The organism is Burkholderia metallica (assembly GCF_001718555.1).
Taxonomy (GTDB): Bacteria; Pseudomonadota; Gammaproteobacteria; order Burkholderiales; family Burkholderiaceae; genus Burkholderia; species Burkholderia metallica.
On record NZ_CP013403.1, the window covers coordinates 489485 to 509813 of the forward strand.

Genomic DNA, 20329 nt, shown 5'->3' on the forward strand with positions numbered 1-20329 from the left:
CTGTTGCAGTGCGGGCGGCCGTCACGGCCGAATGGGGATGAGAAAGGAAACGGGTACACCAGCGAGCGCGCCCGATACGCGCGAACGCATTCTGCAAACGGCCAGCGAGCTGTTCTACCGGGAGGGCACGCGCGCGGTCGGCGTGGACCTGATCGTCGCGCAGGCGGGCGTCGCGAAGACGAGCCTCTATCGGCATTTCGCGACGAAGGACGACCTGATCGAAGCGTTCCTGCTGCGCGAGGACGCCGATTTCTGGGCGCATTGGGATGCGGTGGCCGCGCAGTACCGGCGCACGCCGCGCGAGGAGCTGGATGCGCAACTGCAATGGATCGGCGAACGCATTGCGCGCCCCGGCTATCGCGGCTGCCCGCAGATCAACATCGCCGCCGAATACGCGGACGGCAACCATCCGGCCCGCAAGGTCGCCGTCGCGCACAAGCAGGAACTGCGGCGCCGGCTGACGGAGCTGGGGGGCGCGTTGGGGCTCGACGAACCGGAGACCTTCGCGTTGCGGCTCGCGACGGTCATCGACGGGGCGCTCAGCAGCGGGCGTGCGCTGCACGAGTACGGGCCCGTGCGCTTCCTGCAGGAATTCGCGCAGCTGCTGCTGCCGAAGAAGGGCCGGAAGTAAGCGGCACGCGGCTCGGTGCCGCGCGCCGCATCAGTCGCGCGAACCCGGATCGATCGACAGCGTGCGCAACTGGCCGCGCAACTGGTCGACTTCGCCCGGCGCGAAAGGCTGCTCGATCTCGGCATGCGTGCGCTGCCACACCGGGAATGCTTCGGCGAGCAGCGCGTGGCCGGCGGGCGTCAGTTCGAGCAGCCGGCTGCGCCGGTCGTCCGGGTCTTGCACGATCGTGACGAGGCCGCGCCGCTCGAGCGGCTTCAGCGCGGCCGTGAGCGTGGTGCGGTCCATCGCGAGCAGCGACGCGACCGATTTCATCGGCGCCGGCTGCGGCCGGTTCAACGACATCAGCAGCGAAAACTGGCCGTTGGTCAGATCCAGCGGGCGCAGCGCATCGTCGAAGATCCGCGCGAGGTTGCGCGCCGCGCGCTGCATGTGCAGGCACAGGCAGCAATCGCGCACCATCAGCGTCGTCTCGAAGGGGAGCATTTCTTTTCGTGCCATGTTGCAATTGTGTTGATATCAACCTATCTTGTCAAGGTCGGGGCGCGGCAGTCCGCTGCGTCCGTCATCGGAGGAGACGGCATGAGTGCGCAACAGCAGTTGTATCTCGCGGTATTTCTCGGAAGCAAGGATAGCCCCGCCATGAAAGCCTGGATGGCGCTGTCGGACGACGAGCGGCGCACGCGCGAGCGCGACGGCATCGCCGCCTGGCATGCGTGGGTCGAGCGGCATCGCGATGCGATCGTCGAGCTGGGCGGCCCGCTCGGCAAGACCAAGACCATCGACGCGGGCGGCATCCACGACACGGCGAACGAGATGAGCGGCTTTACCGTCGTGCGGGCGGCGTCGCACGACGCGGCGGCCGCGCTGTTCGAAGGCCATCCGCATTTCACGCTGTTCCCGGGCGTGGCGATCGACGTGATGCCGGTGCTGGCGATTCCCGGCGCCTGAACGACGCGCGATGCCGGCCACCGTGCGTCGCTTCATTCGATGCGCATGGCCCGCATGCGGACATTTTCCCGACATTCCGAATGGAGACTGGCGATGAAGCTTTACGGATTTGCCGGCACCCGCACGCAACGCGCGCTGTGGGGGCTGAAGGAGCTGGATGCGGATTTCGAATTCGTGTCGGTCAACCTGCTCCAGGGCGAGCACAAGCGGCCCGACTTTCTGCGCCTCAATCCGGCCGGCAAGGTGCCCGTGCTGGTGGACGGCGACCTCGTGATTCCCGAGTCGGCCGCGATCGTGCTGTACCTCGCGGACAAATACCCGGAGAAGGCGCTGCTGCCGGTCGATCCGGCGCTGCGCGCGCAAGCCTATCGGTGGGTGATGTTCGCGGTGACGGAGCTCGAGCAGCCGCTGTGGCGGATCACGCGGCATTCGTTCATCTATCCGCCGGAGAAGCGTTCGCCGGCCGACATCGAGCTGGCGCGCGAGGATTTCAGCACGATGGCTGCGATTCTCGACGCGCATCTGGACGGGCGCGCGTTCATCGTCGGCGATTCGCTGACGGTGGCCGATTGCGTGACGGCCTACCTGATCGACTGGGCGAGCGAATGCCACCTGATCGAACCGTTCCCGCACCTGCGCGCGTATCTCGAACGGCTGTATGCGCGGCCGAAGGCGCCGCAGCGGATCGCGGAGGCGAGGAAGGCGGCGTGAAACGGGGTGGTTGATCGTGCCTCACGGCAGGGTCAACCACGAAAATTGTTTCGGACTGTTACCAATCGCTGGACGCCAATACGGCCATCCGTTATCCCTTCAGCTTCCAAGAAAATAATCGTGGCTGAGGGGAAAACGTGGCTCTGGAACGACGTGCAGACGGCGCGTTCGCGCAGTGGATAACCGGTCGACAGTCGTATTTCCTGGAGGTGCCTGGCGCACCTCGTGCGCAGGATCTGTCGATCATGTCGTTCGTGCTCGACGAGCGCATGGGCGAGCCCTATCGGATCGAACTGACGCTGACCGCCCCGGTTTCGCTCGCGCGCAACGACTATCTCAATCGCCCCGCGACGTTCGTGATCGAGCCGGCAGGCGCGGCCGGCGCCGCGCGTCGCTTCACAGGTTGCATCACCGCATTCGGACAGATTCGAAAGACGCGTGATTTCGTGTCGTATCGCATCGTGGTCGAGCCGTTCGTCGCTCGCCTGCGTCTGGCCGAATCATCGCGCGTCTATCAGCAGCAGTCCGTGCCGGAGATCATCGAGTCGATTCTGCGGCGACATGCATTCCGCGCCCATCAGTTCTCGTTCAAGCTGCGCCGCGCCTATCCGCGTCTTGCGTTCCGCATGCAATACCGGCTGTCCGACTGGGACTACATCCGGCTGCTGATGGAGCAAGCCGGCCTGTTCTGCTTCTTTCGCGCGGGACAGCATGGCGACGAACTGCATTTCGGCGACGACGTCGACGCCTACACGTATCGCCCGGACGTCGTCATTCCATACCGTGAGGCAAGCGGCCTCGAAACCGGTCACGAGGCGGTGCTGTCGCTGGAGTCGTTGAGCGAGACGATTCCGCAGTCGGTCAAGGTCGCCGATTACAACCCGGAAAAGGCATACGAGCGGTTCAATGCCGAAGCGAATATCGCTCGCGACGATCCGACGACCTGGGGCCGACGTTACGTTTTCGGCACGCATCATCTGGACGGCGACGAAGGCCGGCGCGAGGCGCAGTTGCGTCACGAAGCGGCGGTTGCGTGGCAGGTCGTGTATTCCGGCAGGAGTTCGGTGGTGGATTTCGCGCCGGGACTCGTTGCGAAGCTCGACGAGACGCCGGCCGATGCACCGCATGGGCTCGTCATCGTTGCCGTGCGCCACGCGGGCGGTCGGGACGCGTCGTATATCAATACGTTCGACGCGATTCCGTGCGGCCGGCCGTTTCGCCTGAAGTTCGACGAGCGGCGCTGGCCGACGATCGCGGGCACGCTGTCGGCGCGGGTCACGACGCCGGATGCCTCGCCTTATGCGCATCTGACGAGCGGCGGTCTGTACACCGTGCGCTTCGATTTCGACTTCGACGAATGGGCGGCCGGCGGTGAATCCGTGCCGCTCAGGCTGGCCAAACCGTTCGCCGGCGAGAACCAGACGGGATTTCATTTTCCGCTGCTCGCCGATACCGAGGTGGCGGTCGCATTTGCCGGGGGTGACCCGAACCGACCGTATATTGCGCATGCCCATCATCATAGTCAGGCCGTCGACCTCGTGACGAACCGGGACGGCTTCAATACGCGCAACGTGATTCGCACGCGAGCGAACAACAAGCTGCGTTTCGAGGATCGGAAGGGACGCGAAAGCATCAAGCTGTCGACCGAGTACGGCGGCAAGACGCAGGTCAATCTCGGGCATCTCGTCGATAGCCGGCAGCAGACGCGCGGCGAAGGGTTCGAGGTCAGGACCGACGAGCGCGGGGGGCTGCGTGCGGGAAAGGGGTTGTTCCTTGCCGCGGACGTTCAGCCGCACGCAGACGGTCAGGCATTCGACATGACGGCGGCACGTGCGCAACTCGATTCGGCCCGGTCGCGCATGCGCAGCCTCGCCGAAGCGGTCGAGAAAGCCCGTGCGACGGTGGCTGCATGCGATGCGCAGCACGCGTTGCTCGAATCGCGGATCAAGGATCTGGAAGCGGCGGTTCTGCTTGCCTCCGCGCCGCACGGCATCGCGCTCGCCAGCGGCGAGCATATGCAACTCGCGGCAGCGGGCCATCTGTTCACGACGACGGGCGGCAATGCGGACGCCGCGGTCGGCGGCAACTTCACGGTCGCGGCCGGCAATGCGGTTTCGATGTATGCGAATGCGCGCGGAATGAAGCTGTACGCGGGCGCGGGCAAGGTCGACGTACAGGCGCAGGCGGACGCACTCGAACTCACGGCGCTGAAGGGCGTGACGATCGCGAGCACATCGGACGCGGTGACACTGAATGCGCGCAAGGCGCTGACGCTGATGTGCGGCGGCGCCTATATCAAGCTCGAAGGCGGGACGGTGGAGATCGGCAGCGCGGGCGAGATTCGGTTGCGTGGGCCGGTGAGTGCCGGGCCGTCTGCAACCCGGCGACAGGCGTTGCCGCTGATGCCCGGGCAGGAGCCGACCGGCATGCAGCTCTGGCATGCGTATCCGAATGGCGAGCCGGTAAGGAACGCAAAGTATCGCGTGACGTTTCCGGACGGTTCGTGGCGCGAGGGCCGACTCGATGCCAACGGCCGGGGCACGGTGATGGATGTGCCGCGCAGCGGTGGCTCGGTCGAGTATTTCGAGGAAGACCACGATCTTCAGGACAGGGCGCGCAAGTGGGCCGACCCGAAGGGCGCGCCGCCGTTTGCGTTGGCGAGCGGGGATGCCGGCCACGCGGTGCCGAGTCTCGTCGGGGCGTCGATGACGGCAGCGATCCCCGCCGCGGGGGGCGTCGAACCGGCGCTCGACGCGGCTGCTTTCGTCGAGGCTACTGCGTCGAGTGTCGCGAAGGGCGATGTCGCCGCGCTTGCCCGATCCCCGCTCGACGCTGTCGGCAAGCCAGTCGCGCACTCCACCAGCAACCGCGCGACGGCATCGATGCCCGATGCCGTCCCGGGTCTCGTCAAAACCACCGTGTCGCGCTGATCCGCAGGCGGTGTTCGCTTAGCGCTCGAAACAGATAACAACCATGGCCGGAATCATTGCTCCCTCGCCCCCTCAGCGCCCGATCCCGAAGGCGATTCTTCAGAATGCCGAAGCACGGCGCGTGATCGTCAGCCCGGTGCCCGCACCGGCAGCCTCACCCAAGCTGATCGCAGTCGGCGCGGAATCGGTCGGCAACCCGGGCCTCGAGTTCTTCGTACAGTGCCTGTACATGGTGCCGTTCGTCGGCAATGCGATGTCGCTGTACGACGTCGGTGTCGACATCTACCGGATCTGCAGCGAGCCGGGCGGCTCGAAGCAGGTGCTCAACTGGGGCATTCTCGCGATCGATGCGATTGGCGTGGTGCCGGCCGCGGGCAATGCGACGCGGCCGGCGCGCGCGGTCGTCAAGGAAGTGCTGCTTGCATTTGCAAAGGGCGCGGGCGCTGCGGTGCTCGTCGACCTGTTCTGGGCGACGGCCGGCGGCGACGTGCTCGCCTTCATGGCCGAACTCGATACGCACATCGACGCGTGGAAGAACGACATCGTCGCGGGCGTGCGCGAAGCGTCGCGCACGGTGCGCCGCTTCGTGCTCGATCCTGTATCGGCAGCCGAACAGATGGGGCGGATCAAGAAGAACCCGGGCTTCCTGTCATGGGTGCCGTCGACGGAAGAGATTGCGCTCGTCGGCATCGACCAGCTGCTCAAGCTATCGGGCCAGCGCGACGCGATCGTCGCATGGCTCGATGCGTTCGACCGCGACGCCGGGCCGATGCTTGACCGCGCATTCGGCAGCGCCGAGGAAGCGGGCGGTTTGCTGTTCATGGCCGCGCAGATCACCGCGGAAATCCGGGCTCGCAAGGCGCGCGGGCTGCCGTCGCACGTCGCGCAGGCCACGCCGGGCACGATGCGCGAGCCGCACCGCAAGCCCGGCGAGCACCGCGATTCGACGCAGAAAGGCGCGACGCCGAGCCCGCTGCCGGCGAAGGACGGGTGTGGTTGTCCGAAGACGGCGACTGCGAAGCCCGTCAATTACGCGATGGGCGACGAGCACCTCGCGCAGACCGACTTCGTGCTCGACGGTGTCGTGCCGATCGTGTGGACGCGACGCTACCGGTCCAGTCTTGCGGCCTACGATGCGAGCCCGCTGGGCGCGCGTTGGAGCAGTGCGTACCATCTGTCGCTGCAGGAGCGGGACGGGACGTTGACGTTCTTCGATCCGGACAGCCGGGCCGTGCCGTTGCCGCCAGTCGGAATCGGGGAGTCGGTCGAGGTGCCGACCGAGCAGTTCACGATTGCACGACCGGATGGCCGCAGGATTCAATTGACCTATCCGGATGGCATTCGAGAAGAGTACGAACTGAACGGCCTCGTTGCATCGGCCCGTTACCGCCTCGTCTCCCGCATCAACCGCGACGGCTGCGGCCTCGGCTTCAGCTACAACGCAGCCGGTGAACTCGCCACGATCGGCGACGGCGCGGCAAACACGATCCGCATCGAGTACGTCGACGGCCGCGTCTCGGCGATCTACCGTGCAGGCGTTCCGGGCCTCGCCAATGAAGCGCTTGCGCGCTACACGTATAACGCCGAAGGCGATCTGACCGGCCACATCGACATGCTCGGCTTTCGCCGCACGTATGCGTACGAGCAACATCTGCTCACGCGCTATACGGATTTCAACGGGCACCCCGCGAACCTCGCATGGGACTGGCCGGGCCGACGCGAAGGCATGCCCGCGCCCGCCGACGCCCGGTGCGTGCGGACCTGGTACGGCCACGAAGGCCAGCACGTCCAGGACGACACGCATTTCGAGTACCACCGCGAACACTGGTACACGAAAGTGACCGATGCGGACGGCCATGCGACGATTCACCGTTACGATTTCCACAACCGGATCGTGCTGGTCGAACATGCGGACGGTTCGACCGAATCGTACGAATGGGACGAACGGCACCGTCTGGTCGGCACCCGGAACGCGATGGGCCACACGCAGCGTTTTGCGTATGACGACCAGGGTCGGCTGACTGCCGAAACCGATGCGCTCGGCAACACGACCCGCACCGAATACGATTCAGCGGGCTTGCCGGTCAAGGTGACGATCCCGGACGGCCGTGTCACGCAAACGGCGTACGACGCACTTGGCCGACCGGTCGCGGTGACCGATGCGGCAGGCCGCACGACCCGCTACGCGTGGAGCGCGCGCAGCGAACTGCTGTCGCTCACCGATCCGAAGGGCGGCGTAAAACGCTTCCGTTACGACCACGGAGGGCGGCTCGCGGAGGCGACCGACTGTTCCGGCCAAACGACACGCTACGGCTACGACGAGCGCGGGCATCCGTCGCGGGTCACCGATGCCGCGGGTCACGACACGCGGTATCGCTGCGATGCGCGAGGGCAAGTCGTCAGTGTCGTGTATCCGAACGGCGCCGAGGAGCGCTTCACGTGGGACGGAGAGGGCAACCTGCGCACCTACCGCGACGGCGCGGGCCACGTCACCGAGTACACGTTCAATGCACGCGGGCAGCCGACCTGGCGCAAGGACGCCGCGGGACGGGAACTGTCATATGCATACGATCGACAGTGGCGGCTCGACACGCTGACCAACGAGAACCGGGATCAGACGCGGTTCGGCTACGACCGGTTGGGACGCATCGTCGAACAGACGGACTTCGACGGCAGCACGACCCGCTATCAGTGGGACGATGCGGGGCAACTGACCGGTTCGCAGACAGGGGACATCGAGACGTCCTACGCACGCGACCCGCTTGGCCGGTTGACGCGGCGGGAGACGAAGGGGCCGGACGGACGGGGCCAGGTGACCGAGCACTTCTATTACGACGCCCGCGGGCGCCTGACGACCGCGCACGGATATCACAGCCGCGTGCATCTGCACTACAACGATGCCGATAACCTGATCGCCGAAGAGCAGACGATTTACCCGGACAGCGACGGTACCTACACGACGGTGACCCGGCACGAATACGACGTGCTCGGCAACCGGATCCGCACGCAACTGCCGAATACGCGGACGATCGACTGGCTGCGCTACGGTTCGGGCCATCTGCATGGCGTGCTGCTGGACGGCCGGCCGCTGGTGGACTTCGAGCGCGATGCGCTGCATCGCGAAACGCGCCGCCAATACCCCGGCTTCGAGCAGACACGCGAATACGATCCGGCCGGCCGGCTGAAACGGATGATCGTCCGTCACGACGCACGAAAGACGTTACCGAGGGACTGGATTGCCGGCCGGCAGATGGGCTACGACGCGGCGGGCCAGTTGATGCGGATCGAGGATCGCACGCGGGGCGTCACGGACTACACGTACGACCCGACCGGGCGTCTGTTGAAAGCGACGACGCTGGACTTGAAGGAAGTGTTCGCGTTCGATCCGGCTGGCAATCCGGTGGATCCGGAGAAGATCCCGCCGCGTCCGAGCGAGGAAACGGTCGAGTCGGCGTCGGCGCGGATGCAGCGGCAGATGGTGCAGGATCGCGCGTGGTGGGACGCCCACCCGGGCGAGCGGTTGCCGGAGGCGCAGCTTGCGCGACGCTTGCGGATCGCCGAGGAACTCGACGCGCTGACCCAGTGGGAGAAGTCGCTGCCGAAGTGCATCGGCAACGTGCTGAAGGAACTGAATCGCACGCATTACGAGCACGATGCGCACGGCAATCTGGTGCGCAAGACGGAACCGGGCGGCGTGACGTGGCTGTACGAGTACGATGCGGCGAATCGGCTCAAGCAGGCCGATCGCTATGCGAAGCCGCCGGCGGCGAACGAGGTCGACCGGCGCGAGTGGACGCCGAACGGCGTGAGGTCGATTCCGGGCACGGTGCGGCCGGCGTTGCGCGTGAGCTTCATGTACGACGCGTTCGGCCGGCGGCGGTTGAAGGAGGTCGGTAAAAACGACGGCAGCATCGACCGGACGGTGTTCACCTGGGACGGCGACGTGCTGCTGATGGAGGAGCGGTTCCATATTCCGCCGCTGGCGTTGCACGAGCGCGATTCGCGCGCGCATCGCGCGACGCAGGTGGTGCGGGAGAATCCGGACGATCCGGACTCGGTGCCGGTGGCACAGCGGCTCCACACGTTCATCGAGCGGCACCAGTGGCAGGGCGCGTCGCTGTACCTGCATGAACCGGGCACGTTCGTGCCGCTGGCGCGGCTGGACGAAACGCTGGTGGAGGCGGCGTTCATCGCGACGGGCACGGATGGGCGGTTCGTGCAGGTGCCGGCGAAGACACGGCATGCGACGTTGTTCTATCAGAACGATCACCTCGGGACGCCGCAGGAGTTGCTGGATGAATCGGGGAAGGTGGTGTGGCTGGGGCGGTATCGAGCCTGGGGTGGCGAGAAGACGGTCTGGCGGGAGGTGCCGGAGCGGAATGAGGTGGGAAACCCGGTGCGGTTCCAGGGGCAGTATTGTGATGACGAGACGGGGCTGCATTACAACCGGTATCGGTACTATGATCCGAGTAGCGGACGGTTCGTATCGAAAGACCCGATCAGGCTTGCGGGTGGCATCAACGTCTATCAGTACGCGCCTAACCCGGTCGAGTGGATCGATCCACTGGGTTTGGCGAAGAAGCCGCCGTCATCATTCGCATTGCCGGACGGGGACGGCGCTACCAACGAGAAGATGGCTGCGAGTCGCATAGGCGGAGGTAGCCGAGCTGGCCAAGCCGCTTGTCGCGAGCGCTTACTGGCGACAAACAAGACGGGCATCTACAAATGTTGGCGGTGCGGTCAAACATCAACGAATCCCAATGACATGCATTTGGGTCACAGGAACGTCGCCACTGCAAATGGTGGGAACCTATCCGACGTTAATGTCGAACTTGAAGGAGCATCTTGCAACTTGAGTGCAGGGAGTAGCGGCTACGTGAAGGAAGGCATGTCTTGTGTTGAACGTGGAAGCTGTGGAGCACCATATGGACGCTGAGAAAAAACGTTGTCTTGTCAACGTGTATGCGGGGCACAACGACGCAGGCCCCGTCTATGAGGAGCTTCCCGCGATGTCCCTTGGAGACGGCTCCTATGAATTGCTCTCATCGCCGGGGCTCGCACTGAATCTCGCGAAGGGTGACTTGATCAAAATAGCTGACATTGATCAGCCAGCCACCATTTTGAAGCGAGGCGGAAATTTTTGTGTCCAAATTTACGCCGACGAAGTTCCTCGGCTTGAAGTGGAAAGGCTGGAGCGTGAGGTATGCCAAAAGTTAGGTGGCAGCTTGGACGGTATGAATGGCGGAAACCTTGCATTATCGGTGCCGTCGATCAATGGTATCGAAGCAATTAATCGCTTCTTCGACGATTTCAAGAGGCGGACGGGGATCGAATGGTACTACGCGAACGTGTATAAAAATTTTGAGGACTCTAGTGACGATACGCTTCTGAATTGGTGGGTGAAAGAATAGTGCCGTGTTGAAGATGGCGTTGGACAGGGCTGCACTATAACCGGCATCGGTACTATGATCCGAACGCCGGGCGCTTCATCTCGAAGGACCCTATCGGGTTGGCTCGTGGTATCAACTTCTATCAGTACGCGCCCAATCCAATCGAGTGGGTCGACCCGTTCGGATTGTCGAAAGCGCCTGTAGGCGCTGGAAGAAAACAAGCATCTTCAAAAGCGAACCAGAACGCAAAATGCCCATGTAGAGGCAAGTGGGAAGTAAATCGTTTTGACAGGATATGTTCAGGCAACGTGCCGGGCGTGGGCTACGCTAAGTATGTGCGAGATCCGGGCACTGGCATGTGGTGGTCTGAAGATCAAACAGGGCATGGGAACAGTGCCTGGAAGGTGTACGACAAGAATGGTGCATGGGTGGCAGACGCCGACGTCTATGGCGATTACATGAATAAGCACAAGAGCGACACGGGCAAGAGCATTGACTTTGACTCATTGAAGTGTAAGGACTCGAAATGATTCACTCTGCTGAGGAATTCGTAGCTCTGCGAGCGAGTTCGATCAAGGATGAATATGATCGCGCTGCGACTGAAGAGGCTCCTGTTTCAGTGTGGAAAGATGTCATCGATAGATTTCCGGAATATAGAAAGTGGGTTGCTCATAACAAGACAGTCCCACTGGAGATCTTGACATTGCTTTGTAAATTTGAGCCTGATGTTCGTCGTTCCGTTGCCGTGAGGAGAAAGTTGTCTGATGGATTATTTGAGCTTCTATCAAAGGATCTCGACGCAGTTGTTCGGCAAGGTATCGCCTCGAATAAAAAGGCTCCCATTTCTATCATCAGGAGACTTGTACAAGATGAAGATGAAGACGTTTCTAGAGTTGCCAAATACAACCTTGAGAGCCGATAGGCGTTGAATGAAGGGGCATTATCCCTGTCTCTGAGCGTGTGGTACGGGAAAGTTGCTTTCGGGGGAAAATTCCGTGCAGTGAAGTGCGAGCAGGCTGGAAGCCTTGATGGACAGGGGATTGCGGCGTATACGCAGAGTGGGTGCGTCGGGGTAAAAAGTTTATCAGTACGCGCCCAATCCGGTACAGTGGATCGACCTGCTTGGGCTGACATGCAAATGTCCTTGCCCTGGCATTTTCTGGGCCGACAGAGCGCTACCTCGCGACAATCACGGCAATCCGGTGCCTGACGTAGACGTACCGCACACGCAATTGGGCAGGAAGGAAGGACGTCGAGGTGCGTACAACCAGGCACGAGAATGGGGTTACGATGCAAACAGAAATCTCGTTCCCACACGCGATATAGATTTCACTGACCACGGTCGCCCCCAAAACCATCCGTGTCCCCATCAGCACAATTGGCTCCCCAATCCGACGGGAGGAACACGGCAGCACGGGCCCGCAGTTCCGATGGAGATGCCATGATGCAAATGCGCTCGTTTCCGATGAATCGGTCAGACGGTTCCAAGATCTCGCTCGAAGAACTACTGACAGTTGTTCCCGGTAGCCAATGGACTTGGTATGTGCTCGATTTTTACGGGATCGGTTGTGCTCCAGGTGGCCAAGCCATGGCCTCTTTTGAAGAGGCGGTACGTTCTTCAGAAAATGGTATCGCCATGACTTGGGCTGAGTTGAACGACTTTGCTCGTGCGTTGGATCAGACTATCGATTGTCAAATCGTTGCGGCCAGACTTGAAAGGCCGGTTTCCCGCGGCCGGGTGGAACGGAAGGACTTTCGCGGATATGAGATGGTGCTCGATGGATTTGATAGTACTGAATGGGCTGTTTGGGCGCACGATGCGAGCGTATCTGATCGAGTCGTAAGAGTGGCTTCTAAATTGCGGTAGAAAGAGGCGCACACTACAAAAAGTGCAGGGTTGCGCTCGTGTCGAGCTGTTTTTGAATCAGCGCGTAGTCTTCCGCCTCATGGGTGCATCGCAAATGCGGAGGGAGCCAAAAAGAGCGGTGCTTGTTTGCTGAACATAGCGAACCTTCCTGCCCAAGCATGGGACGATCCAACCACGCATGAGTATGTCTTTATCTGATTATCAAGCCGCACTGCTGCATCGTGATGAGACGTTCGATGACGGGTAGATATGCTGATTTCGTGAGATTGTCCCTGATCGGGATGCTTCCTGTCGGTGCCGGCGAAGACGCGACATACGACGCTGTTCTATCAGAACGATGATCTTCGGCGAACGCTCGCATCCATTCCACCACTCGCCGTTACACCACCTCATCAGGCCCACCAAGCACGCGACACAGCATCGACAGATCACTGAACGTAAGATGCCGCGTCGCGGCCAGCTGCGGCACCCGCTCCGTTTCCGGATGCGTATCGCGAACCACCCACGCCGCCTGAAGCCCCGCATTCAACGCGCCTATGACATCGAGGTGGTAATCGTCGCCGACGTGCAGCAGTTCCGCCGGCCGCACGTCGAGCGCTTGCGCGGCCGCATGAAATATCCCGGGCTCCGGCTTCGCGACCCCGAACGTCTGCGCGCTGAGCGTCGCACGAAAGAATTCTCCGCCGCCGGTCAGCCGGAGATCCGCGTTGCCGTTGGTCACCGCGACCAACGGAAACCGTGCGCTCAACCACGCGAGCGCCGGCAATGCATCCTCATAGAATTCGACCCGGTTGCGCGCCGCATAGAACGCTGCGTACGCAGGCTCGGTGAGCGCGACATCTTCGTTCGCGCGCTCCAGCGCCAGCCGGATCGAGCCGATTCTCATCGCGCGGAAGTCGCCGGCAAGCTCCGGGCACAATCGTTCGTATTCCTCACGCAACTCGCTCAGTGCCTGCGGTGTGGACAGCACGCTCTCCGTACCCGGCGCGTGCTCGATCAGCCACGCGCGAAGCGACGCTTCGGCCCGTACGACGGACGGCCCGAACGGCCACAGGGTGTCGTCCAGGTCGAACGAGAGGGCGGAAACTTGGGTGACACGCATGGCGGTTGAAGAAAAGTCGTTTACCAGGGCCACGGAATGGAGCGTCCGGTGCCGTGTTCGAGGGCCTGTCGATACAGGAAGCGTGCGACGGTCAGGTCCTGAAGCGCGAGCCCGGTCATGTCGAAGACGGTGATCTCGTGCGGCGCGCGGTCGACCGGCGTCGTTCCGGCGAGGATGTCACCGATTTCAGTGCATGGCAAATCCGGCGCCCACTGGCACTCGCCGATGCTGCGCGCCTGATCGTGATCGTCCACGACGATGCGCGCGCGTTCCAGCACGCCGGCCGGAAGCTCGCGCTTGCCGGCGGTATCGGCGCCGACGCAGGTCAGGTGGGTGCCCGGCCGAACCGCGTCCGCTTCGAACAGCGGGCCGCCGCCCGGCGTTGCCGTGATGACCACGTCGCTGTCGGCCACCGCGTCGTTCCGGTCACGCGCCACGCCGATCGCGCATCGTTCCCGGAACGCCGATTCGAACCGCGGGTCCGGCTCGCCGCCGACGTTCACGTATTGCACCGTGCACCGTTGCGGCAACAGCGCGAGCGCGTAGTCGAGCTGCACGCGCGCCTGCACGCCGGTGCCGAACACGCAGATGCGCGTGCTGTCGCGACGCGCGAGCAGTTGCAGCCCGAGGCCGCCGGCGGCACCGGTTCGCGCGGTGGTGATCGCATTGCCGTCCATGATGCACAGCGGACGGCCCGTCGCCGGGTCGAACAAGGCGACGGTGGCCTGATGCGGTTCGCCGCCGAGCGCACGGTTGCCGGGCCAGAATCCGGCTGCCTTGAAACCGAGCAGATCCTGGCCGGCGACGTCGCCCGACTTGATGCCGAATACGCCGCCGGTATGCAGCTTCTCGCGGACCACCGGGAACACCCGTCCGGCCCGTTGGCTGTGCAGCACGAAGGCTTCGCGCACCGCCGCCGTCACTTGCTCGGCGTGGAGAGCGGGTTCGACCGCATCGCGGTCGAGCAGCAGGAGTCGGGCGTCTGTCGGCATGTTCGGGCAGGCGCTGATGGCGCCACGCAAATCGAGGTTTTTAAATTTTGTCCAGATTTGGACAAATAGTCAATTCATCGCCAGGCCCACGCGGCGGCGCGCTCAGGTCACCACCCGTAGAAGCGCGGCCACGTCTGCGCGCTGCCGTCTTCGCCGATCGCCTGATACTCGGGATGTTGCGCGCCCGTCGCGCACGCATGATTCGGCAGGATGCGCAGGCGGGTGCCGATCGGAAACCGTTGCGCGATGCCGGAATCGGGCGAACCCGCGCGCGACACGATTCCATGCTCCTGGTTGGCTGCGCTCATCACGTAGTCGCCGAGCACGTCGCCGTGTTCGGTGCACACCTGTCCGTAGCCGAAATCGTGCGCCTGGCGCTGCGTGCCGCGATCGCGGCTCATCGCCATCCAGCCCGCATCGACGATCGCCCAGCCTTTCTCTTCCTGGTGCCCGATGACGGTGGTCAGCACCGACAGCGCGAGGTCGGACAGGCTGCACACGCCGATGTTGTGCATCACGAGGTCGAACATCACGTACACGCCCGCACGTACCTCGGTCACGCCGTCGAGGTGTTTCGCCGCGAGCGCGGTGGGCGTCGAACCGATGCTCACGACCGGGCAGGGCAGCCCGGCGGCGCGCAGACGCTGCGCGGCCCGCACGGTGCGGCTGCGTTCCTGCTCGGCGATGGCCGCCAGCGCTTCGGGCGTGTCGTATTCGTAGCTGGAGCCCGCGTGGGCGAGCACCCCGCCGAGCGCCATCCCGCCGTCGGCCAGTGCGCGGCCCACGTCGATCAGCAGGTCGGCGTCGGGCGGAATCCCCGAGCGGTGGCCGTCGACGTCGACCTCGATCCATACGTCGAAGCGCTCGCCGTGCGCGCGCCCGAATTCGGCGATCGCGTGCGCGGCCGGCAGGCTGTCGGCGAGCAGCTTCAGGTCGCAACCCCGCCGGCGCAGCGCGAGCGCCTGGCCCAGCTTCGCGGGCACCATGCCGACCGCGTAGACGATGTCGCGGATGCCGTGAGCGAAGAACTGCTCGGCTTCCTTGAGCGTCGACACGGTGATGCCCTGCGCGCCCGCTGCAAGCTGCGCCTCGACGACGTGCGCGCATTTGGTGGTCTTGACGTGCGGCCGGAACGTCACGCCGAGTGCATCCAGATGCGCTTGCATGCGGCCGATGTTGCGGCGCATGCGGCCGACGTCGATCAGGGCGGCCGGGGTGTTGAGGGTATGAAGGTCCACGATGCGTTGCCTGGGATAGAGAGGGTTGCCGATGCGGACACTGTAGATGCGTCGACGGACTTCGGGTTTAACGCCGCGCTAATTCGGCATTAAGCGATGATTAATCGTCAGAATCGGAATCGCACGACCCGTTGCGCGCGTCATGCGCTGCCGCGCGCAACGGCCGGTGCGCGGCGGCAGCAGCGCCGTTACCGGCACGGGCAGCAGATGCCGGTCGGGCGGCAGCCGGACGAGCGTGCCGTTCGCCGGCAGCGGGGCAACGACGCGCGGCATGCGCTGGACGTCGCTGCGGGTGCGTCGATCCGGATCGCGGCCCCCTGGCTATGCACCGTTACCGGCCGAGCCCGACTATCAGCGACCGGTGCGCGGCCACCCCGGCCATCACACCCGACGCCGATGCGAACGTCGCGTTGGTCATCGGCGTCGACGCGTCGCCGGCCGCGAAGACGCCGGCGACGCTCGTCTGCTTGCCCGCATCGACGCGCACGACCGGCCCGAGCGGCCCGTCGTCGAATGCGCAGCCGAGTTGCTGCGCGAGATCGCTCGCCATCGCCGTGCGCGCGCCGACGAACAGCGCATCGACGGGCACGACCTGCCCGTCGGCGAGCCGCAATGCTTCGATACGCGGCGCGTCGCCGAGGATGGCCACGACCGGCGAGCGCTCGATGCGCACGCCGCGCGCATCGAGCAACGCGGCTTCTTCGTCGTTCGCTTCGACCACGCCTTGCGTGAACCACGTCGTCGGGCCCCAGTCGGGAATCAGGATCGCCTGATGCACGGACAGCGCATGCGTGGCGAGCACGCCGAGCCGCCGGCCGCTCACCTCGTAGCCGTGGCAGTACGGGCAGTGCAGCACGCTGACGCCCCAGCGCTCGGCGAGCCCCGGCAGCGCCGGCAGTTCGTCGCGGATGCCGGTCGCGAGGACCAACCGGTCGGCGCTCGCACGGCTGCCGTCGGCCAGCGTCACGTGGAAGCGGCCGTCGGCATCGCGCTCGGCGGTGCGCACGTCGCCTGCAATCCGCCGCACGGTCGGATACGCGGCGAGTTGCGCGGCGGCGTTCGCGACGATCTGCGCGGGCGGCTTGCCGTCCTGCCCGAAAAAGCCGTGCGCGTGCGCGGCAAAGCGGTTGCGCGGCCGGCCGGCGTCGATCACGAGCACGCGGCGGCGCGCCCGCGCCAGTTGCATCGCCGCCGACAGCCCCGCAAAGCTGCCGCCGATCACGATCACTTCATGGTGGTCATGCATGCACCCGCTCCTTGTCCTGAACCTGCGTGAATGACGAACGTGTTCCGCTGGCGGCCAACTCATGAAACACGAGAAGTTGCATGATAGGGCGATGGTATCATTCATGCAACTTCAAAAGTTTCGAGAGAAGGGAGTTCCGCCCGTGAGAACCGACAGCCGTTTGTCGCGCATGCTGCATGCGCTGATCCACATGGACCAGGCCGACGGCCCGATGACGTCCGACGCGATCGCGACGATGCTGTGCACGAATCCGGTCGTCGTGCGGCGCCTGCTCGGCGGCCTGCGCGACTGCGGCTACGTGCAGTCGGAGAAGGGGCACGGCGGCGGCTGGGTGCTGAGCGTCGCGCTCGACGACATCACGCTGCTCGACGTCTATCGCGCGGTGGGCGAGCCGCCGCTGTTCTCCGATCTCGTCACCGACGACGACGCCGAATGCCTGGTGGAGCAGGCGGTGAACGCGCACCTGTCGGCCACGCTGAAGGAGGCCGAGACGACGCTGCTCGCGCGCTTCGGCGAAGTCACGCTCGGCATGCTGTCGCGCGAATTCGAAGCGAAGGCGGCCCCGCGGCGCAAGCCGCGCTGATGCGCCGCAGCATCGCGGCCGGCCGTCGATGACGTGGCGTTCGACGCAATCCGGCGCGGCGCGAAACCGGCGTGCCGACATGTTCTGTCCCCCAACTTCTGCCCGGTTCGCCCGCCACAGGGCAAAATACGGGTTTTCCGCACCCGCGAGGGCGCGACCGAATCACGCGCCGGGCGGCGCCAGCGCGCAATCCGCACGCCGCCGCCGGGCGCCCAGGCAAGATCGCTCGCCATGTCGCGAGCCCACAGGAGTCCAGACCCCATGCCCGAATCCAACCTGTCCTTCTTCGGCCGGCTGTCGCTGGCCGTCGGCACGTTCTTCTCCGTGCTCGGCAACCGCGAGTTCGCGGCCGGCGTGCTGCGCGTGCGCGACGGCGCCCCGGCACCGGTCGCGCCGGCACCCGCTGCCGCCCCGGCCCCGGCCCCGGCCGCCGCCCCCGTGAAAGCGCCGGCGCCCGAACTGCGCGAAGCGAGCCCGCAGGCCGCGCTGCAACTGCTCGGTCTGCTGCAGCGCGATGCGCGCTTCATCGACTTCGTCGAGGAAGACATCGCCGGCTACGCGGACGCCGACATCGGCGCCGCCGCCCGCCTCGTGCACGACGGCTGCCGCGCCGCGCTGCGCGAACACTTCACGATCGTGCCGGTGCGCGACGAAGCCGAAGGCAGCCGCGTCACGCTGCCGGCCGGCTTCGACGCGACGGCCGTGCGCGTGACGGGCAACGTGGTCGGCTCGGCGCCGTTCAGCGGCACGCTCAGCCATCGCGGCTGGCGCGTGGCCGACGTGCGCCTGCCGAAGCTGACCGGCAGCCACGACGCTTCCGTCGTCGCACCGGCGGAGGTGGAACTGTGAGCGATCCGCGCTATTCGATCGGTATCGACCTCGGTACGACCCACTGCGCGCTGTCGTATGTCGACAGCGCCGCGAGCGACGGCGAAGCCATCACGCAGCAGGTGCTGCCGATCGCGCAGCTCACCGCGCCCGGCGCGCTGGAGTCGCGCGACCTGCTGCCGTCGTTCCTCTATCTGCCGCATGAAAGCGAACTCACGCAGGGCGACCTGACGCTGCCGTGGACGGCCTCGCGCGGCTTCGCGGTCGGCGAGATGGCGCGCACGCGCGGCGCCGGCACGCCGATCCGCCTCGTGTCGAGCGCGAAGAGCTGGCTGTGCCACCCGGGGGTCGATCGCCGCGCGGCGATCCTGCCGAGCGATGCGCCGCCGGAAGTGTCGCGCGTGTCGCCGCTGGAAAGCTCGATCCGCTACCTGACGCACCTGCGCGAAGCGTGGGATCACGCGCATCCCGACGCACCGTTCGCCGACCAGGACGTGACGGTCACGATCCCCGCGTCGTTCGATCCGGCCGCGCGCGAACTGACGGCGGAAGCCGCACGCGCCGCCGGCTACTCGCGGATGACGCTGCTCGAGGAGCCGCAGGCCGCGCTGTACAGCTGGATCCAGAAGAGCCAGGGCGGCTGGCGCAAGCAGGTGCAGGTCGGCGACCTGATCCTGTGCGTGGACGTCGGCGGCGGCACGACCGACCTGTCGCTGATCGCGGTCGTCGAGCGCGACGGCAATCTCGAACTGCATCGCGTGGCGGTCGGCGAGCACATCCTGCTCGGCGGCGACAACATGGACCTCGCGCTCGCGCATGTGGTCGCGCGCAAGCTCGCGCAGCAGGGCACGCAGGCCGATCCATGGCAACTGCGCGCGCTCACGTACGCATGCCGCTCGGCGAAGGAAACGCTGCTGTCCGATCCGGCGACCGACGCGGTGCCGCTCGTCGTGCCGAGCCGCGGCTCGAAGCTGATCGGCGGGTCGATCCGCACGGAGCTCACGCGCGCGGAACTCACGCAGACGATCCTGGAAGGCTTCTTCCCGCAGGTCGATGCGGCCGCGCGCCCGGTGAGCCGCGCGCGCGTCGGCCTGACGCAGCTCGGCCTGCCGTATGCGCAGGACGCGGGCGTCACCCGCCATCTCGCGGCGTTCCTCGGCCGCCAGGTCGCGGCGCTCGACACGCTCGAAGGCGTGCAGCGCACGCTGCCGCCGGGCGCGACGTTCCTGCATCCGACCGCCGTGCTGTTCAACGGCGGCGTGTTCAAGTCGACGCTGCTCACGCAGCGCGTGCTCGATACGCTCAACAGCTGGCTCGCCGCCGAAGGCGCGCCGCCCGCGCGCCTGCTCGAAGGCGCGGATCTCGACCTCGCGGTCGCGCGTGGCGCCGCGTACTACGGCTACGTGAAGCGCGGCCGTGGCGTGCGCATTCGCGGCGGCACGGCGCGCGCATACTACGTCGCGATCGAATCGGCGATGCCCGCGGTGCCGGGGCTCGAACCGCCGGTGCAGGCGCTGTGCGTCGCGCCGTTCGGGATGGAGGAAGGCTCGGACGCGGCGCTGCCGCCGCAGGAGTTCGGCCTCGTCGTCGGCGAACCGGTGCAGTTCCGCTTCTTCGGTTCGTCGGTGCGCCGCCAGGACCAGGTCGGCACGCTGCTCGACTACTGGTCGGCGGAAGAGTTGCAGGAACTGGAAGAAATCCAGGCGACGCTGCCGGCCGAAGGGCGCACCGTCGGTGAGGTCGTGCCGGTGAAGCTGCATGCGCGCGTGACCGAAGCCGGCACGCTCGAACTCGAGGCGATCCCGAGCGGCACGAACGAGCGCTGGAAGGTCGAGTTCGACGTGCGCGGCGCCGCCTGAGCGC

At 65.3% G+C, this 20329-nt stretch carries 16 protein-coding genes and 1 pseudogene; 12 read left to right on the forward strand and 5 right to left on the reverse strand.

Translation table 11 applies throughout. From position 1 onward, the window contains the following. Nucleotides 1–37 precede the first annotated feature (37 nt). On the forward strand, nucleotides 38–631 hold the full coding sequence (locus WJ16_RS21980) for a TetR/AcrR family transcriptional regulator (protein WP_069259199.1): 594 nt from the start codon (nucleotides 38–40) through the stop codon (nucleotides 629–631). Between the two features lie 30 nt (nucleotides 632–661). On the opposite strand, the gene WJ16_RS21985 is transcribed toward WJ16_RS21980, so the two are convergent. Next, the gene (locus WJ16_RS21985; protein WP_069259200.1) at nucleotides 662–1129 is read right to left on the reverse strand and encodes a MarR family winged helix-turn-helix transcriptional regulator; all 468 of its coding nucleotides are present in this window, start codon (nucleotides 1127–1129) and stop codon (nucleotides 662–664) included. 81 nt (nucleotides 1130–1210) lie between these two features. Between WJ16_RS21985 and WJ16_RS21990 the strand changes: the two genes are divergently transcribed. The 8 genes and pseudogenes from WJ16_RS21990 to WJ16_RS34990 all read left to right on the forward strand — a co-directional run bounded on the left by WJ16_RS21990 (nucleotide 1211) and on the right by WJ16_RS34990 (nucleotide 12477). After that, nucleotides 1211–1579: a hypothetical protein gene (locus WJ16_RS21990; protein WP_069259201.1), complete on the forward strand. Its 369-nt coding sequence runs from the start codon at nucleotides 1211–1213 to the stop codon at nucleotides 1577–1579. 93 nt (nucleotides 1580–1672) lie between these two features. Next, nucleotides 1673–2290 (forward strand): glutathione S-transferase family protein, encoded by a 618-nt coding sequence (locus WJ16_RS21995; RefSeq protein ID WP_069259202.1) that lies wholly within the window; start codon nucleotides 1673–1675, stop codon nucleotides 2288–2290. Nucleotides 2291–2427: 137 nt separating this feature from the next. Then, nucleotides 2428–5220 (forward strand): type VI secretion system Vgr family protein, encoded by a 2793-nt coding sequence (locus WJ16_RS22000; protein ID WP_236858367.1) that lies wholly within the window; start codon nucleotides 2428–2430, stop codon nucleotides 5218–5220. Nucleotides 5221–5263: 43 nt separating this feature from the next. Next, a complete protein-coding gene (locus tag WJ16_RS22005; protein WP_167375394.1) occupies nucleotides 5264–10156 on the forward strand; it encodes an RHS repeat-associated core domain-containing protein in 4893 nt (1630 codons plus the stop codon). Further along, entirely contained in the window at nucleotides 10146–10631 is a 486-nt protein-coding gene (locus WJ16_RS22010) for a DUF4265 domain-containing protein (protein ID WP_069259204.1), read from the forward strand. Before WJ16_RS22005 ends, WJ16_RS22010 begins: the two co-directional genes overlap by 11 nt. A gap of 23 nt (nucleotides 10632–10654) precedes the next feature. Beyond that, a pseudogene (locus WJ16_RS35955) lies at nucleotides 10655–10804 on the forward strand (RHS repeat-associated core domain-containing protein); the annotation flags it as partial. A 332-nt stretch (nucleotides 10805–11136) separates the two neighbouring features. Beyond that, nucleotides 11137–11532 (forward strand): hypothetical protein, encoded by a 396-nt coding sequence (locus WJ16_RS33615; protein WP_076605987.1) that lies wholly within the window; start codon nucleotides 11137–11139, stop codon nucleotides 11530–11532. 519 nt (nucleotides 11533–12051) lie between these two features. Then, nucleotides 12052–12477 (forward strand): hypothetical protein, encoded by a 426-nt coding sequence (locus WJ16_RS34990; RefSeq protein ID WP_157126845.1) that lies wholly within the window; start codon nucleotides 12052–12054, stop codon nucleotides 12475–12477. A gap of 379 nt (nucleotides 12478–12856) precedes the next feature. On the opposite strand, the gene WJ16_RS22020 is transcribed toward WJ16_RS34990, so the two are convergent. The 4 genes from WJ16_RS22020 to WJ16_RS22040 all read right to left on the reverse strand — a co-directional run bounded on the left by WJ16_RS22020 (nucleotide 12857) and on the right by WJ16_RS22040 (nucleotide 17055). Next, nucleotides 12857–13579 carry an HAD family hydrolase gene (locus WJ16_RS22020; protein ID WP_069259206.1) on the reverse strand — a complete coding sequence of 241 codons (723 nt, stop codon included), beginning with the start codon at nucleotides 13577–13579 and terminating at the stop codon, nucleotides 12857–12859. A gap of 20 nt (nucleotides 13580–13599) precedes the next feature. Next, a complete protein-coding gene (locus WJ16_RS22025) occupies nucleotides 13600–14571 on the reverse strand; it encodes an ornithine cyclodeaminase family protein (RefSeq protein ID WP_069259207.1) in 972 nt (323 codons plus the stop codon). Between the two features lie 107 nt (nucleotides 14572–14678). Next, the gene (locus tag WJ16_RS22030; protein WP_069259208.1) at nucleotides 14679–15809 is read right to left on the reverse strand and encodes a DSD1 family PLP-dependent enzyme; all 1131 of its coding nucleotides are present in this window, start codon (nucleotides 15807–15809) and stop codon (nucleotides 14679–14681) included. A 331-nt stretch (nucleotides 15810–16140) separates the two neighbouring features. Then, nucleotides 16141–17055 (reverse strand): NAD(P)/FAD-dependent oxidoreductase, encoded by a 915-nt coding sequence (locus tag WJ16_RS22040; RefSeq protein ID WP_069259210.1) that lies wholly within the window; start codon nucleotides 17053–17055, stop codon nucleotides 16141–16143. Between the two features lie 142 nt (nucleotides 17056–17197). On the opposite strand from WJ16_RS22040, the gene WJ16_RS22045 reads away from it, so the two are divergent. From WJ16_RS22045 to WJ16_RS22055, 3 genes are all read left to right on the forward strand, one after another. Further along, the gene (locus WJ16_RS22045; protein ID WP_069259211.1) at nucleotides 17198–17638 is read left to right on the forward strand and encodes an RrF2 family transcriptional regulator; all 441 of its coding nucleotides are present in this window, start codon (nucleotides 17198–17200) and stop codon (nucleotides 17636–17638) included. Nucleotides 17639–17899: 261 nt separating this feature from the next. After that, nucleotides 17900–18487, forward strand: a complete 588-nt coding sequence (locus WJ16_RS22050) for a DUF2760 domain-containing protein (RefSeq protein ID WP_069259212.1) — start codon at nucleotides 17900–17902, stop codon at nucleotides 18485–18487. Continuing rightward, nucleotides 18484–20325 (forward strand): Hsp70 family protein, encoded by a 1842-nt coding sequence (locus WJ16_RS22055; protein WP_069259213.1) that lies wholly within the window; start codon nucleotides 18484–18486, stop codon nucleotides 20323–20325. The genes WJ16_RS22050 and WJ16_RS22055 overlap by 4 nt, the downstream gene beginning before the upstream one ends. Nucleotides 20326–20329 lie beyond the last annotated feature (4 nt).